General features: G+C 45.5%; 12 protein-coding genes and 1 pseudogene. 5 read left to right on the top strand and 8 right to left on the bottom strand.

Going from position 1 to position 16,211, the window contains the following annotated elements; translation table 11 throughout:
- Positions 1-76: 76 nt before the first annotated feature.
- A complete protein-coding gene (locus tag B5F34_RS13490) occupies positions 77-1,096 on the top strand; it encodes a restriction endonuclease subunit M (protein ID WP_087340033.1) in 1,020 nt (339 codons plus the stop codon).
- Between the two features lie 6 nt (positions 1,097-1,102).
- Positions 1,103-5,071, top strand: coding sequence for an Eco57I restriction-modification methylase domain-containing protein (locus B5F34_RS13485; RefSeq protein WP_087340080.1), 3,969 nt, complete (start codon positions 1,103-1,105; stop codon positions 5,069-5,071).
- A gap of 160 nt (positions 5,072-5,231) precedes the next feature.
- Here B5F34_RS13485 and B5F34_RS13480 read toward each other — a convergent pair whose 3' ends face one another.
- The 6 genes from B5F34_RS13480 to B5F34_RS13455 all read right to left on the bottom strand — a co-directional run bounded on the left by B5F34_RS13480 (position 5,232) and on the right by B5F34_RS13455 (position 11,747).
- A complete protein-coding gene (locus B5F34_RS13480; protein ID WP_087340031.1) occupies positions 5,232-6,491 on the bottom strand; it encodes a DUF6602 domain-containing protein in 1,260 nt (419 codons plus the stop codon).
- A complete protein-coding gene (locus B5F34_RS13475) occupies positions 6,488-8,143 on the bottom strand; it encodes a ThiF family adenylyltransferase (protein WP_199612373.1) in 1,656 nt (551 codons plus the stop codon). The genes B5F34_RS13480 and B5F34_RS13475 overlap by 4 nt, the downstream gene beginning before the upstream one ends.
- Positions 8,144-8,154: 11 nt before the next feature.
- Positions 8,155-9,096, bottom strand: coding sequence for a hypothetical protein (locus B5F34_RS13470; protein ID WP_087340024.1), 942 nt, complete (start codon positions 9,094-9,096; stop codon positions 8,155-8,157).
- A gap of 24 nt (positions 9,097-9,120) precedes the next feature.
- Entirely contained in the window at positions 9,121-9,723 is a 603-nt protein-coding gene (locus tag B5F34_RS13465) for an RloB family protein (RefSeq protein WP_087340021.1), read from the bottom strand.
- A gap of 4 nt (positions 9,724-9,727) precedes the next feature.
- Positions 9,728-11,026 (bottom strand): ATP-binding protein, encoded by a 1,299-nt coding sequence (locus B5F34_RS13460; RefSeq protein WP_087340019.1) that lies wholly within the window; start codon positions 11,024-11,026, stop codon positions 9,728-9,730.
- A 367-nt stretch (positions 11,027-11,393) separates the two neighbouring features.
- Positions 11,394-11,747, bottom strand: a complete 354-nt coding sequence (locus B5F34_RS13455; protein WP_239448973.1) for a tyrosine-type recombinase/integrase — start codon at positions 11,745-11,747, stop codon at positions 11,394-11,396.
- 324 nt (positions 11,748-12,071) lie between these two features.
- Between B5F34_RS13455 and B5F34_RS13450 the strand changes: the two genes are divergently transcribed.
- From B5F34_RS13450 to B5F34_RS13440, 3 genes and pseudogenes are all read left to right on the top strand, one after another.
- Entirely contained in the window at positions 12,072-13,403 is a 1,332-nt protein-coding gene (locus tag B5F34_RS13450; RefSeq protein ID WP_087340014.1) for a site-specific integrase, read from the top strand.
- A gap of 3 nt (positions 13,404-13,406) precedes the next feature.
- Positions 13,407-14,744 carry a site-specific integrase gene (locus B5F34_RS13445; protein WP_087340011.1) on the top strand — a complete coding sequence of 446 codons (1,338 nt, stop codon included), beginning with the start codon at positions 13,407-13,409 and terminating at the stop codon, positions 14,742-14,744.
- Positions 14,745-14,751: 7 nt separating this feature from the next.
- Positions 14,752-15,126, top strand: a pseudogene (locus tag B5F34_RS13440) (transporter).
- A 93-nt stretch (positions 15,127-15,219) separates the two neighbouring features.
- Here B5F34_RS13440 and B5F34_RS13435 read toward each other — a convergent pair.
- Together B5F34_RS13435 and B5F34_RS13430 are read right to left on the bottom strand one after the other, a co-directional pair.
- Positions 15,220-15,522 (bottom strand): helix-turn-helix domain-containing protein, encoded by a 303-nt coding sequence (locus tag B5F34_RS13435; RefSeq protein WP_087312334.1) that lies wholly within the window; start codon positions 15,520-15,522, stop codon positions 15,220-15,222.
- Positions 15,523-15,563: 41 nt separating this feature from the next.
- A complete protein-coding gene (locus tag B5F34_RS13430) occupies positions 15,564-15,875 on the bottom strand; it encodes a helix-turn-helix domain-containing protein (RefSeq protein WP_087340009.1) in 312 nt (103 codons plus the stop codon).
- Positions 15,876-16,211: the final 336 nt, after the last annotated feature.

The raw sequence follows: 16,211 nt of genomic DNA, 5'->3' as shown, positions 1-16,211 counted from the left end.
ATGAGAAATAAACGGTTTGATTATCAGGCATTATGCTCTCCCGTCAGGAGATACACTTTAACATGAGTGTATCAACATGCCTGAAACAGCCGACATATTGGAGAACAGCATCTTGCAGGATTCCCCCGGATTGCTGTCCACCCTGCTCAAAGACCATACGACGAGCAGGGGCGATGCCGTGTGCAACATATTCTGGGCGACTTCCGACTATGAACACCTTGGCAAAGGGTATGGCTACCATGACCCGATATTGCCCGAACTCATCACGGGTGATAACGGTCAGGTAATCATGCCCCGTGTCCTGAAGCATAAGGACACCCAGTCGGCGCGTGTCCGTGACATGGCGGAGGTGTTCACCCCTGCGTGGGTGTGCAACGCGCAGAACAACCTCATTGACGAGGCGTGGTTTGGCAGGAAAGGCGTGTTCAATACGGAATACACGTCAGAGGACGGCACGCACGGCTGGAAAACGAATCCTGAAAGAATCTCTTTCCCCGAAGGAAAGGCATGGAAGGATTATGTCCGTGACACACGTCTTGAAATCACCTGCGGCGAAGCACCCTATATCGTCAGCCGCTATGACACCACCACAGGCGCAGTTGTTCCGCTTGCCGACCGTATCGGACTGCTTGACCGTAAACTGCGCGTCGCCAGCGAGAACACCGGGACTTCCGGCGAATGGCTGGAAGCCGCGCAGGAAGCCTACAAGAGCATATATGCCTACGAATGGCAAGGCGACAGCCTGCTTATTGCCCGTGAATCCATGCTCGCCTCTTTTGTCGAATACTACCGTGCCAAATTCGGGAAAGACCCGTTGGCGAAGTCCGTCAACTACATCGCCTACATCATTTCGTGGAACGTATGGCAGATGGACGGACTGAAAGGAGTCGTGCCTGACAGTTGCCACGACAAGGTGCATACAGAAATGTCGCTTTTCGGTGAGAATACGAAAGTCGTCACACCTTGCGAGGGATGCAAGACGGACAACATTTACAAGCACAACGGCACTTACTGCCTCATAAAGGACTGGCGCTCCAAAGACCCACAGACCGGGCGTAAAGGCAAGCGCATACGTTTTATCGACCTCCTAAAATGAATGCCCATGAAATACTTTTCTTCCCTTAAACTGAAGCTGATATACGTGTTCCGCATCAACGATGCTGCACACGAAGGTTGCCTGAAGATAGGCGAGGCTACCTGTGACGATGAGAGCGTCATTGGGCTGGCACCGAACAGCAAGCCGCTGAACGAGGCGGCAAGGAAACGCATCAACCAATACACGCAGACCGCAGGCATACGCTACGACCTGTTGCATACCGAACTGACGCTGTACAACCGTGGCGGCTTGCGCTCGTTCAACGACAAGGAGGTGCATACCGTGCTGGAGCGTTCCGGCGTGAAAAGGAAAGTGTTTGACAAGGAGAACAAGGCTAACGAGTGGTTCGTGACTACGCTTGATGTGGTAAAACATGCCATTGTAGCCGTCAAGGAGGGCAAGGAATCCCTGTCGCCGGGAGAGGTAATAAACGGGCGCAGCCCCATTGTGTTCCGCCCCGAACAGAGGGAAGCCATTGAGAAGACGGAAAGGCAGTTCAGGAAAGGCAACCAGATGCTCTGGAACGCCAAGATGCGTTTCGGCAAGACCCTTTCCGCCCTACAAGTGGTCAAGGACATGGATTTCAAGCGGACGCTCATCCTGACCCACCGCCCCGTGGTGGACAGCGGATGGTTCGAGGACTTCGGCAAGATATTTTACGACCGTACTGATTTTGCCTACGGCTCTAAGAACAACGGCGAGAGCCATGAAAGCCTTGAACGCAGGGCAAAGGCTGACGGACTGCATTATGTCTATTTCGCCTCCATGCAGGACTTGCGCGGGTCGGAGCTCGTTGGCGGCAACTTCGACAAAAATAATGAGGTATTCGCTACGCCTTGGGACTTAATCATTGTTGACGAAGCGCACGAGGGAACGCAGACCGAACTCGGCAAGGCTGTAATGGCTGAGTTGGTCAAGGAGGATACAAAAGTTTTACGGTTGTCTGGTACGCCGTTCAATCTCTTAGACGATTTCAAGGAGAACGAAATCTACACGTGGGACTACGTGATGGAGCAGCGTGCCAAATGCGAATGGGACAAGACCCACTTCGGCGACCCGAACCCGTATGTGGCGTTGCCTGCCATGAACATCTACACTTACGACCTCGGACGTTTGCTGAAAGAGTTTGTCGATGAGGACGTGGCTTTCAATTTCCGCGAGTTTTTCCGTGTGGGCAAGGACGGCGGCTTTATCCATGAGCGTGACGTTTCCGCTTTCCTCAACCTGCTTACCAAGGAGGACAAGGAAAGTTGTTATCCTTTCGCCAGCGAGGAATACCGCAATGTTTTCCGCCATACGCTGTGGATGGTGCCGGGCGTGAAGGAGGCAAAGGCGTTGAGTGCGTTGTTGCAGTGGCATCCCGTGTTCCAGCATTTCCACATCGTAAACGTGGCGGGTGACGGCGACGAGGACGAGGAAAACCGCGGTGCGCTTGAAATGGTAAATGAGGCTATCGGGAAAGACCCGGACGAGACACGCACCATCACCCTGTCCTGCGGACGCCTGACTACGGGAGTTAGCGTTCCGGCATGGACGGCCGTGTTCATGCTCTCAGGCTCATATAACACGGCGGCATCCAGCTATATGCAGACTATCTTTCGTGTGCAGACACCTGCCACCATCAACGGACGGGTGAAGGAACAATGCTACGTGTTCGACTTCGCGCCGGACCGCACGCTGAAAGTCCTTGCCGAGACCGCGAAGATTTCCGCCAAGGCAGGCAAGACCTCGCAGGACGACCGCAAGACGATGGGCGACTTCCTCAACTTCTGCCCGGTTATTTCCATCGAAGGCTCGCGTATGGACAAGTTCGACGTGCCGCGTATGCTGGAGCAGTTGAAGAAGGTCTATGTGGAGCGTGTGGTGCGCAACGGATTCGAGGACAACAGCCTCTACAATGATGAGTTATTGAAACTGGGCGATTTGGAGTTGCAGGAGTTTGATGACCTGAAAAAGATTATTGGTCAGACCAAGGCTATGCCCAAGACCAATCAGGTGGACATCAACAACCAAGGGTTGACGGGAGAGGAATACGAGGAAAAGGAAAAGCTGGAGAAAAAGCCTAAGAAGGAACTGACCGAGGAGGAGAAGCGCAGGCTGGAGGAACTGAAAAAGAAGACGAAGAACCGCGAGGCGGCTATCTCCATCCTCCGTGGCATATCCATCCGCATGCCCCTGCTCATCTACGGTGCGGAATTGGATAACGAAGACGAGGAAATCACCATTGACAACTTCGCCGAGAAGATAGACCCACGCTCGTGGGAGGAATTCATGCCCAAAGGGGTGAGCAAGCAGAAGTTCAATGCTTTCAAGAAATACTACGACCCGGACATCTTCCGCGCCGCAGGCAAGCGTATCCGTGCGATGGCGAAAGCCGCTGACAAACTGGGTGTGGAAGAACGCATCGGGCGTATCACGGATATCTTCAGCACGTTCCGCAATCCCGACAAGGAAACAGTGCTTACCCCGTGGCGTGTGGTAAACATGCACTTGGGCGACTGTTTGGGTGGCTACTGCTTTTTTGACAAGGATTATGAGCATACCATTGACGAGCCGCGCTTCATCGAACACGGCAAGGTAACGGAAGAAGTGTTCACGTCTGACAGCCGTATTCTTGAAATCAATTCCAAGTCGGGCTTGTATCCGCTTTATATGGCTTACAGCATTTACCGCTCCCGGCTGAAGGACAGTACCATTTCTGCCGACACATTGGAGGAACAGCAGGCGGTGTGGGATAAGGTTGTGGCGGAAAATATTTTCGTGGTCTGCAAGACGCCGATGGCGAAAAGTATTACTAAGCGGACACTCGTGGGCTTTCGCGGAACAAAGACAAATATGTATGCACCAGATGACCTTATCAACAAAATTAAGAACCAACCGGAACTTTTCATCAAAAAGGTACATGATTTAGCTGGAAACAATATGAAATTCAATGCAGTAGTGGGAAATCCACCATATCAAGAAGTTGTGGAACAGAAAGAGAGTTCTAATGGTCAAAAAGTAAGCATTAGTATTTTCCAATATTTTCAAATGATTAGCGAAAGACTTGGAAAATATACATCCTTAATCTATCCCGGCGCAAGATGGATTCATCGTTCAGGAAAAGGACTTGAAAAGTTTGGAATGGCGCAGATAAATGATTGTCATTTAATGATGTTGGAGTTTTTCCCATGTTCTACAGATGTATTCAAGGATGTTGCTATCGCGGACGGACTTTCCATCGTGCTAAAAGATATGGGTAAGACAGAAAAAGGCTTTACATATCGTTATTCAAAAGAAAGTAAGGTTATATCCATACATGCAGATAATCCGGGGGAGAACTTGTTCCCACTCAATCCTAATGACGATGAGATTGTCAGGGAATTGGATAAGGCTATTAAGGAATATGGATGTTTGCATGACTCTGTTCTTCCTCGTAGTTTATTTGGCATTGAAAGCGATTTTGTTGAAAAGAATCCTTCTCTTGTCAGGGAATATAACGATGGAGATTATTTCAATCCAGATACGGAAATAAAGCTATTTACCAATGATAAGGCAGGGAAAAGTGGTCGTGCGCGTTGGTATATAGCAAATAAGAATGTCATTTCTTCGGGAACAGAATATTTAGGACGCTGGAAAGTCATTGTTTCAAGTGCGAATGCCGGAGGACAAAAACGAAGTAATCAAATAGCCGTAATGGACAACCATAGTGCGTTTGGACGTTCACGAGTAGCCTTGAAAACTTTTGAAACCGAAAATGAAGCACGTAATTTCTTCAAGTATGCAACAAGTGAGATAATACTGTTTGCTTTTTTGATGACAGATGAATCACTGACATCCTTAGCCAAAAAAGTTCCTGATTTATTGTATTATACCGATAATAATGGTTTGATAGATTATAATGGAGATGTTAATGGACAGTTATACAAGCTGTTCGGGATAGATGACGCACAGCAACAGTATATAAAAGAAGTACTTTCTACCAAAAATAACTGATATCCATAACTGAAATACCATCTAACGAATAGCATTTATTGAGAAGCCAAGCTAATGTAACAAATTAAGGGTAGAATTGCCCAAATTTCTACCCTTTCTATCTATGTTTCTGAAGCAAAGTCTAATTATTGTAGCAGTTCACAAATCTATCACCTTTACTTTAAATATCTTCGTCGATTTTTGCATTAATAGCCTTCAGATATGCATTGATATCTATTGCAGCAACAGTACCAATGGATTTTAAATAGCTCACAAGCTGAAGGAAAAAAGTGAATAAAGACACCTCCTTGTTGCTAAACTCAATTTCTTTTACTTCGCGGCTCTCATATACTTGTTCGATATATTTACAGTTATCCGTAATTGGGTCTATATCTTTAGGTACAGTTTCTTTGTAATCAACATAAAAACTACCCGCATCACAGAGGCATCCCAAATCCAACGTCTGTAAGCCTTTTAGTTCCTCTAACTGTTTTATTACCCTATCGTTCTCTTTATACGAACTTGTTGTAGTCAAAATACCACCTATTATCTTAGTTAATGGTCGAGCAGGCTTAGTTATTCCTGAGGCAACCATACTAATACTTGTTCGTTTCAGTTTACGTACGCTCTCAATTTTCTTGGCGGCGTATTCTATATATCCTTTCACATCCTGCTTCACCTCAAACACAGCATATACGCTTTCCGCAGGTATATACATGAAACCATCCTGTTTGAATATGAAGGGGGTGTAAATTGCGTCATAAATGACTACGTCCATCTGTTCGCTAACATTGCCCGTCGAATCTATCACGATAGCCTTATCCACCTTATACCTCTCAGGAAGATAGGCTCGTAGAAATTCTATCCAATGTTGTTCCGTGGCGTCCCCCTTACTACCAGGGTGTCCTATAAACATCCTATTTACATTCAGACTGGTTAACATTTGTTCTTGCAAACCATGAAATAAATTTCTTAAATCTATCATCTTCTTGTATTTTAACAACTTATTATTCTTATAACAATAAAATGTATGGGCACTAAGTCCGTCACCTCTTACACCAACTATCAGTAGTAATGGATTAGCAATGGTCACTTCCTTCTCAATATCTACCATAGCCGTCAAGTCCGTATTGCTATATTGGGTGGAACCATTTGGATGGCTATGCCATTCGCCCACATATCGTAACCCATCCTTGACCAATTGTTCCCATACTTTTTCCAACCCCTTGGCTTTACGCTTAAATGTTGTCCTGCTAGTCAATTTCTCCACTGGCACTACTACCTTTTCTATATACACCGTATGCCTATCTACGGAATATCGTCCTGCGAGCATCCCTCCGTTCTCATTAGGATACTCAGCCTCGGCCTGCAACTGTATTTGGTTGAACACAGAGGCTTGTATCTCTATATACAAATCATAACCAGCCAGATAATACTTCATAGCCTATTTATCTTTAAATTCAAATCGTCTTCTGTTATATAAAAATTGCTTAAGGGCTCTAGCTTACTTAACATCCTGATAATATGCTTCAGGGCGACCTGCACCTTGCATTCTATATCGTTATACGAAGCCTTAAAGGTCGGATTCCAACAACCCGTAGGGTTATACATGTCGGTTTCCGTGTTGCGCTTAAGCAAGCCATATATCAACAAAACAGCCTCTGCCACATTAGGTGAAAAGGCACATATCAAATCTTGTGCGTGATTGGTGATTGAGAGATTAACCAACTGGGCTTTCGTCCCCGTAGAATCCATAATCCGCATCAACTGATTATCTGTAGTACAATCAAATATTACATCAAATTCGTCAAACAACTTTGCAAGAGCACTTTTGTTTTCATGTCCTGCCGAGTATGTTTTTACCACCAAGTCAACGATGGATTTCAAGCTGGTACATTCAACATGAGGCGAAATCTGCGTCAGTAAGTTCTCCATATCCAAAGTTTTCTCTGTTATGCCACTATAAAAAGAATAGGCAGACCGACAAACATTACCAGGTTCCTTATTATCTATATCATAGAGAGTTAGGATTTTCGCACCACATCTTGTTAGGGTCTCAGCCACAATACTTCCTATAGCTCCAACCCCCATAATTAGTATTTTCTTGTTAGCCAGTTCTTCGGGCATGGCTCCACGCCCGAAGAAATACTTATATGAAATATCCACAGTTTCTGCCCATTGTATTAGTCCCTGCTTAAAATCAGTAAACCAAAGTCTGTTTTTACCAGTGCCCACCCGCACGGGTTCTATTGGCAAATCATCCATGAAAAGCATCATTGCCTGCCAATAGACACCGCCTCCGGGAATTCTATATCCACAGAACAGTGGGAAGGAATTATACTTGTTTTTATGCAATGCAACAAAACTATGGATATAGTTTTTCTGACTCTGCGAGAACAATCCTTTGATAGAATCGTAATCCTCAACAATAAACTTGTTATGCACCGATGGGATGCCGTTCAGCAGGCAATATACACCGTCAAATGACTTTAATTTTTGGTAGGACTTACTAATCTTACAGAACAACTCTCTTTTCTTCACCTGTGCGCACGACACAAACTTCTGTGCCATATAGTTGCTGACAGGGCTGTCATTTTTCCAGCCTGTTGGCAACACTGCATAGTGTACCACTCCATAGTCTCCTTCTGCAAAGTCTTCTTTGGTTTCTGCGAAGCAAAAAGTATAATACTGTCCGCAAATCAGATGATGGTTTACTACCAGATGTTCATAGTGTGCATCTTTCTCCATTTTTACATAGTATTTTTCTACCCATTCCTTTAACTGTTCCAAGTCGTTCACGAACTGTCTCTCAGTATTCTCATATTCCGCAGAATGCATACACAGATTACCGCCTTGCATAATGTGCGGATAGTTCAGCAGATTCTTATTTTGAAAATAGATAGGTTCCCTACCCATTACTTTAAACGGATAGGTAGGGCTAATCTCTACATCCCATTCCAAATCAGCACTGTCTTGCCCTGTAGCCACTGCAATACGACCTTTCAACGAGCCAGCCTCATTAATGGTAAAATCATCAACAAGGCTAACTCCGTAAAGCCCCTCTATCAGTTCCTTTATTTTATCTGCTGTCATCATATTCCTTACTATCCGAATCGCTTTGCACTCGTCGGGTAAGCGGCACCCGTATCTTTCTCTTTATATCCACTATACTTCTCGTTTACCTTGAAGTAGTAGGGTAAATATAAATCAGGATTGCTGTCAATATTGTTAAGCATACTCTCCATATCCGATTTAAATGATTTTCTATCGTAGTCCTGCATAGCAGCTATGACATCGTTGTTCGTGTTACCTGGGTCATAAAGATGGAAACTGTTTTCTGCAATGTGGTCACGTAGATACTCCATCGTGTATTTTAACCTTGGCCAAAGACCATTATCACCATCATAGCCGTCAAGGGCTCTTATTACAGCTAGTTCAATAACAAACGACTTGTATTTCTTGCCTTTCTGCTTTTTCCATATTTTAAGCAGACGGATAATTTGGCGCTCATTTGATTTACCTTCGATATGCGATATCTGCTTCTGGATGTTTGTTTTTTGGCTTGTTCCCTTCTTGAATCCCCAATGGTCTTCATTAAAACATAGGTTCAAATCGTGCGAATCAAGATAGTCATCATTGCTTAGTTCTCTGCCAGGTACCACATCAACTTCAACCGGCTTCTCATCCCCCTTTTCAATAGGGAAACTTACGCCAATTGAAACCTTTTGCTTGCGAATTATCACGCCTGTATTCTTATACTCCTCTGCAAGGAAATCGTGTACGCTGTCAAACATTTCCTGTAATGTTCCGAAAGCATTATGCTTGAACGGCTCCACCAAATCAAGGTCGAACTTCACATTGGTGGCGGTATGCTTGGCAAAACTGCCAGAACCAAATGATGGATACTTGTCGCTGCCATAGTGGTCGTGCATCTTGGTCTTAATCTCTTCTCTACGGCTTTTAACCTTATTCACGAAATCCTGGACGTGGCACATCTTGTGAGTGTCTAACACTTCTCTCAAATGTTTATTTTTGTCAAAACTCATATATTCTTCAATTTTAATGTATATTTATATATTAGTTAATAGCCTTATCACCTGATGTATTTCCGAATATGCTTTCAAATCTTCCGGAGATTCTTGGCATAGTTGACAAAGTTTTTCTGAATTTGACATCGCCCGTTCCAAATCTCCATTATCTGTCAAGTATTTATAGAGGTTTGTGCGTATGAAATATCTTTTCGTTTTCTCATATCCCGGCATGTATTTCTGCAATTCGGGAAGTAGCTGCTCGTAACTCTCATATCGCCGACAAACCACATTAGGCAAGAAATGAAGCAAGAACCAAAATTCCGTACAAGGATTCGTTTCTACGAACATCACTTTTCCGGCATACTTCTTTGCATGATACTTTTTCTTTGCACGTTGATATGATTGCATTTCAGAGGGATACTGCAACAGTCTGTCCATATCAAACAAGCATACAATATAATCATATTGCTTATTCAAATAGGATTCGACCAACTTCAGCATATGCTTGATGTCGCTATGCTGAGGAAAATCAGGTGCGACCTTGAAAGGATAGCGACACGCAACCCTCAAAGAGTCAAAATAGAACCACTCCGTTTCCCCTTCGCCTATGATGGCGATACTTTTTGTCACTGTTCGCCCCATATCATCAGTCGTTTAGGTTAATATATTGACTGCCAAGGAACGGCAACTTTACTAATTTTCCTTGCTTATAGGCATTATAAGGGGAGAGATTTTTATGCAATCCTAAAGAAGAGAGGCGTACGATTTGGGTCTCGCCAAATTCGTCTTTATCAGTGAACCATATTGTGTCACGTCGAATGAAATCTTCGTTAAGCAGATTAATGTCATGCGTTGTCAGGAGCATTTGAGACGGCCTATTGCTGTTTGCTAAAAATACTTTCAGGAAATAAGCCAGCAGTTCGTAATGAATACTTGTCTCTACTTCGTCAATAGGCACAAACCGATTAGTCTTTAACAAGAAATTCAGAATCACTGCCATTCCCAAAAACCTCATCGTACCATTGGATTCGTATTCTTCAGACAAATCATATACTTTATCGCCTGCCTTATGCTTGAAAGTCAGCGCCGCGTTTGTGATTTTACCCCTCCTTAGCATTTCGGCTTTGGCCTCTTTGTCAATAGGCGCATTCTGAATCAGTTGTTCCAATTCAGGGGTAATCAACTCTTCTTCTTCGTGCAACACCACATCTTCTATGTTGAAATCGGATGCTTTCAAGAAATTTAAAATGAATTTCTTCAAATCTCCAGTTTCGTCTTTATCCAATCGTGATTTGACATACCCAGAAAGCAACATGCCAGGAGCTAATACATCCTTTACATGGTTGGCAAAGTAATCGTACACATCATTCAACTTTGTCCGTTCCACATTGCTTTTGCCAAACGCGGCAAGCACACTGCAATTATTGATTGTATTCCCGGAAATTACTTCTTGGCTTTTCCGTGACATTTTCAGGTTTGAACCAAACTCAATGGATGTGGAATCTGTCGCGGCATCATAACTGCGATTATACAACTTGGTAGGGCGAATAGAATCATAAACGACCAATGTCTCAGAATGAATATACTTTGCATCTAATTCAAAACTAAGAATATATTTCGATTGGTTGATATAAAATACCATCGACATCTTTGTTGTTCCATTTCTTGAAGTATCGTCCAGCATGAAAGGAACAACTCCCGTTTTCTCATTCCGGTCTTTAGGCATTCTCAAAACCAACATTCTGAAGAACTCAATGGCATTTAATACATTAGTTTTACCGGAAGCGTTGGCGCCATAGATGATGCCTACCTTCAGCAATCTGACTCCCTCTTTAACCTCATACGAATATTCATCAGACATAAAAGTATCTGATGTGGGTTCAAAACTAATTTTTTGAGCCGATTTAATGGAGAAAAAGTTTTCAACTGAGAAGTTTACTATCATACTTGATGTTTTTATCTTGTTTAGGTGCAAAGATACAAACAAAACGGCATACAACCAAATATAATATAAAATATCGTAGCAAAATTACAAATATGCTGATTAAAATAGAAATTCCAAGCGTTACGTGTTATAGGAGTCATATAGGTAGGCTTAATCTGTGGATTATCAAAATTTGTGTATGATGTTGAGTTTTTCAAGAAAAAGCCGTATCTTTGTCCTCAGCTAATCACCCCACTTCAAAGCGATGAAGAATACAGAAGTTAGCACGTTACAAATCCATTACCTATCATCAAAACAACTTATCACAATCAACTGATAGATAATGATTTACATTTGGAACGAATAGTTGTTTCTAAATCGTTACCTGTTAAGCTGACAATCTTTGTAAGTTCTTTGTTTTCAATGGGTAAGAAGAATTGATATGTCTTGCCACATGAAATGTCACTCTTTTTCTGATATGGCAGATGTCGGCAAGCTCTTTAAGGTAGGCGTTGCTTTTCTGGTTCGAGATGGTCGGGAACAGGTATTCCGACTCACCTTTCCCGATGTAGAGGCTGACCATTTTCCTGGCCTGGGGAAGAAGTGGAATGAATGCGGGGTGATTGGTCTTGGTCCTGTACAGATGGATATACATTCCTTTGTCAGGATCTGAAATGATTTGATCCTTTCTCAACCGACAGATGTCTGAGTAGGCGATGCCCGTGAAGCAAGAAAGAAGCATCAAAGCAAGGGAGATAGGAACAAAGAGAATTAAACGCAACCCGTTGTAAACAAGCGGTTTTGCAGTCGTTTGCCATTGCAGCCAAACAGCAGGGAAAGGCAGGATAATGCAAGGTTTCCGCTACCAAGTCATTACCTGTTCCGCAACCTGCCTGAAGCCTGAAAAACAGCGTTTCTAATGCTTGTAAACAAGCATTATACGTGCGGAAGGGGCTTCAAATCCGCAGATTTAGCAGCGTCCGTTCCGTTTGCGCCGTTCTGCCCCGTTTCCAATTCTGTCGGTCGGCAATGTATCACTAATATTGCAACCAAAAAAGTTATGGCAATGAAGACAGAAATGAAAGTGCTGCTCTACATCAAGCGCAGCGGACAGGACAAGGACGGGCTGTCGCCCCTCATGGGCAGGATAGCCGTCAGGGGTAAGAACAACTCCATCGCACAGTTCTCATGCAAGTTCAAGGTGGACGTGAGGCTGTGGAACGCCACGGCTCAACGGTGTACGGGCAAGAGCAGGATGGCGGTCATGGCAAACCGGGAGATTGAACGCACGCTATTGTTGTTGCGCCAGCGTTTCAACGAACTTAAAGACATCAAGGAGGTTGTTTCGGCAGAGGAAGTGAAGAACGCCTACCAAGGGCTGGCGGAATCGCAGGACACCATCATGAAGCTGTTTGCGGAGCATAATGAGGAATATGCCTTGCGCGTGGGCGTAAACCGTTCCGCAACCAGCTATTACCATTACACGAACACTTACCGCCACCTCGCCACCTTCCTGAAAGACAAGTACCACCTTTCAGACATGCCCGTCAAACAGATGGACGAGAATTTCATCGAGGATTTCGACATGTACATGCGCACCGTCAAGCGGTTTATGCCCAAGACCATACTCGGACATGTAAACCGCCTGAAAAGCGTGATGATGCTTGCCGTGTTCCGTGGCATTATCCCGTTCAGCCCGTTCAAAGGCTACAGACCACAAAAGCCGGAGTTCAAGCAGATGTACCTTACGGAAGAGGAACTGGGCAAGTTCGCCAACATGACTTATGATACGCCCAACCGCAATTTCACGAGGGACATGTTCCTGTTCTCATGTTGGACGGGCATTTGTTACTGCGACATGAGGGCGTTGACGGAGAAGAACCTTGTAAAAACCGAGGATGGAAGCCTGTGGATTCATACCGAACGGCAGAAGACCGGAACGCCCGAATGTGTAAGGCTGATGGAAATACCGCTCGCCATATTGGAGAAATACAAGGGCATGGATGCCGACGGGAAATTGCTGCCCATGCTTACGAAAGAAAGCATGAACCGCCACCTCAAAAAGATGTCGGTGATGTGCGGCATCAACCGTCCGATTTCATTCCATCAGGCACGTCATACATTCGGCAGTATAATTTGTTTATCGCAAGGAATACCCATCGAAACGGTAAGCAAAATCATGGGGCACAAGCATATCAAAACCACACAGCGGTATGCGAAAGTCACGCAGGACAAGATTGACCGTGACGTGGACAGGCTGAATGAAGCCATCGGCGGCAAGTTCTCCCTGTTCGGGATTGATGCATCCCCTTCCACGATACGCAAGGACAACACCCGGCGCAGGGTAAATCCGAGTTGGAAACAAAGGGCTATTGTCAAACAAATGATGGAGGGATAAGCCATGCGCAGCACGTTCAAGCTATTATTTTACATCAACCGACAGAAGTTGAAGAAGAACGGCAAATGCCCTGTCATGGGACGTATTACCCTTGACGGCAAGGTCAGCCAGTATTCTACAGGGTTGGAAGTCGAGCCTGCGTATTGGGAAGCCGACACGGGCAGGGCTTCCACCGACTGGCGCAAGGAAAGCCTTGACTGCGAGAAGAAAAAGGAACTGGTCAGGCTAAACGATGCCCTGTCCGCACTGGAAGCCAAAGCCCATGCCGCCTACAAGGAGAATGTGGACAGATACGGCTTCGTGTCGGCTGAAATCATCAAGAACGCCGTGACGGGCAAGTCGCAGGTGAAGGAAACCCTGCTTGCGCTAATGGACGAACATAACGAAGAATATGCCAAGCGTGTGGGCATTGACAGGACAAGGCACAGCTATGTCCGCTATCTGACCACACGCAAGCACATTCACAATTTCATGAAGTACAAGTACAACATGGAGGACATGCCGTTGCGCTCGCTGACCATGCGCTTCATGACCGACTTCACGTTTTACCTTTCCACCGTGCTGAGATTGAAGGTATCGGCATACAACGACTATCTCATCCTGCTGCACAAGATGACGCGGCTCGCCTTGAAGAAGCATATTCTCAAACGCGACCCTTTCGCGGGACACAAGATAGAGAAGGTTCCGGTGAACCACCGCTACCTGACGGGTGAGCAGTTTGAGAAGCTGTTGAAAGCCAAGCTGCCCACATACCGACTTTGTCATACGAGGGACTTGTTCGTCTTTTCGACTTTCACGGGCATCGGGAGGGCGGATTTAGCGAATTTGACGGAGGACAACATCATCACGAAGGAGGACGGTAGCAAGTGGATTCACATCGCACGCCAGAAGACCAAGGCGGAGTGCCATATCAAATTGTTGGACATACCCTTGCGCATCATTGAGAAGTATCGCGGGGAAGGTAAGGACGGCAAACTGTTTTATGTGCCAATCACCGGAAACCTCAACCGCAGCCTGAAAATGATTGCCGAACAATGTGGCTTGGACTGCCATCTTACCTACTATCAAAGCCGTCACTCCTTCGCAACCCTGATTTGCCTGAACAACGGCGTGCCGATAGAAAGCATCAGCAAGATGATGGGACATTCCTCCATCCGCACCACGCAAATCTATGCGGAAATCACCAACCAGAAGGTGAGCCGTGACTTGGCTGTATTGTCCGAGACCACAAAAGGCAAGTTCTCCCTGCCTGATGACGGGATGCCATCGCGTGTGTTCAAATGCGGCAATTACAGCGGCTGGAAAAAGGAATGTAAACGGAATTCAGACAATGAAAAATGATGCGGACATGGAAAGAGGAATAATCACAATCACTGAAAACGGGGCGGTCACGATGCCGACCGCTCCCGTTTGGATGACGCAGCAGGAGATGTGCGATGCGTTCAATGTGTTCGGTTGCTATATTCGTAAGGCTATTGCTGTCATTTACAAAAACAATGAATTGTCGGAAGAGGAAACGGTGCGACATGTCAGGCTGGACTACAGGATTTGCTATGACGTGTACAGCCTTGAAATGGTGATTGCCGTGGCTTTCAGGTAGCGAAGCCGCGAGGCAATGGCTTTCAGACGGTTCATCATGGACAAACTCTGTTCTTTCAATAGAGGAAATTCCATCCATTTGTTTTTTTCGCTATCCAATGCCCATCCCCGATGCGCATGTTAGGATAAAGCGAAACGACCTTCCCATAAAGAGTAAGCCGATGGCTAGGCAGTTATCTTGCAGCCATCGGCTTACTCAGTTTTTGCATGTATCAAATCACGTTTCCAAACGATAGGCGTTCCGATAACCGCTCATCACCATCTTTTCGATGTCCGATTCCTTATACAGAATTTTTCCACCCAACTGGTAATAGGCAATCATCCCGTTGCTGCGGTAGTCCTGCAAGGTGCGGCGGCTCACCTTGAGCCATGCTGACACCTCCTTGTCCGTCAGGAACTGTTCGTTACTTGGCGAAGCCTTGTGCCCCGCATCCATTCTTTCGATACCTTCAAACAAAGCATCCAGCTTTCCGATGAAGCCGACCTCCAGTTCACGGTCGGCAAGAATCAAGTCGTTCATAATTTACAGTGGATTTAGTGGTTATACATATTATTGTCTGATTAGATGCTACAGCCACGATAGGCTGCATCCTTACGCCTGTCCTCCACGAGCCGGACGATGCGCTGCACATCCTCCGGCTTGTAGAGAATCTTGTGCCCTATCTGCGAGTAAGCCAGCGTACCGTTGTCGCGGAGCGTCTGCAAGGTTCGCGGACTGATGCGCAACTGTTGGCAGACCTCTTGGTTGTCCATCCAACGGCTGAGCCGTTTCCCTTCCCTCTTGCGGAGGATTTCATTTACCCGGTCGGACAGGCGGTTGAGCTTGCCGACCATCTCTTCGTACTTTTCTTTCGAAATAATTACTACATTCATTTCTTATACTGATTTTAGTGTTAATAATCCGTTTTGCCTGCAAAGTAAATCCGTTGTTCGCATGGAACAATGGATTTGCAATGAGGTGGCAGCTTGTGGCAGCAAGTGGTCGGGAGTGGCGTAATCTACCGAACCCGTAGCGTCTGTTCCAAGCGTCCGTGATGCAAAGAAAAGTGAAGTCCGGCATAATCCGACCACTTCACATCTGTGTGGCAGCATTTGGCGTCGGTGTGGTAGCCTGTGGCGTTCTTCGGTTTCTAATGCCATCCGAAAATATGTTCTTCTGGTTTCCTAAAAGCCATATCCTTAAATCCGCCCTGACAGCTCCAATTAAGC

Origin of the sequence: Mediterranea sp. An20 (assembly GCF_002160055.1) — a bacterium.
Classification (GTDB): domain Bacteria; phylum Bacteroidota; class Bacteroidia; order Bacteroidales; family Bacteroidaceae; genus Bacteroides; species Bacteroides avicola.
The sequence above is the reverse complement of the archived record's forward strand: the minus strand, read 5'-3'. Positions and strand labels throughout refer to the sequence as shown.

What these genes read in the sequence shown, in the direction of transcription:
- B5F34_RS13450 (WP_087340014.1), top strand. Translation starts at nt 12,072, where the DNA reads ATGAAGACAGAAATGAAAGTGCTGCTCTACATCAAGCGCAGCGGACAG.
- B5F34_RS13485 (WP_087340080.1), top strand. Translation starts at nt 1,103, where the DNA reads ATGAAATACTTTTCTTCCCTTAAACTGAAGCTGATATACGTGTTCCGC.
- B5F34_RS13460 (WP_087340019.1), bottom strand. Translation starts at nt 11,026, where the DNA reads ATGATAGTAAACTTCTCAGTTGAAAACTTTTTCTCCATTAAATCGGCT.
- B5F34_RS13475 (WP_199612373.1), bottom strand. Translation starts at nt 8,143, where the DNA reads ATGACAGCAGATAAAATAAAGGAACTGATAGAGGGGCTTTACGGAGTT.
- B5F34_RS13470 (WP_087340024.1), bottom strand. Translation starts at nt 9,096, where the DNA reads ATGAGTTTTGACAAAAATAAACATTTGAGAGAAGTGTTAGACACTCAC.
- B5F34_RS13465 (WP_087340021.1), bottom strand. Translation starts at nt 9,723, where the DNA reads ATGGGGCGAACAGTGACAAAAAGTATCGCCATCATAGGCGAAGGGGAA.
- B5F34_RS13455 (WP_239448973.1), bottom strand. Translation starts at nt 11,747, where the DNA reads ATGCTTCTTTCTTGCTTCACGGGCATCGCCTACTCAGACATCTGTCGG.
- B5F34_RS13430 (WP_087340009.1), bottom strand. Translation starts at nt 15,875, where the DNA reads ATGAATGTAGTAATTATTTCGAAAGAAAAGTACGAAGAGATGGTCGGC.
- B5F34_RS13480 (WP_087340031.1), bottom strand. Translation starts at nt 6,491, where the DNA reads ATGAAGTATTATCTGGCTGGTTATGATTTGTATATAGAGATACAAGCC.
- B5F34_RS13445 (WP_087340011.1), top strand. Translation starts at nt 13,407, where the DNA reads ATGCGCAGCACGTTCAAGCTATTATTTTACATCAACCGACAGAAGTTG.
- B5F34_RS13490 (WP_087340033.1), top strand. Translation starts at nt 77, where the DNA reads ATGCCTGAAACAGCCGACATATTGGAGAACAGCATCTTGCAGGATTCC.
- B5F34_RS13435 (WP_087312334.1), bottom strand. Translation starts at nt 15,522, where the DNA reads ATGAACGACTTGATTCTTGCCGACCGTGAACTGGAGGTCGGCTTCATC.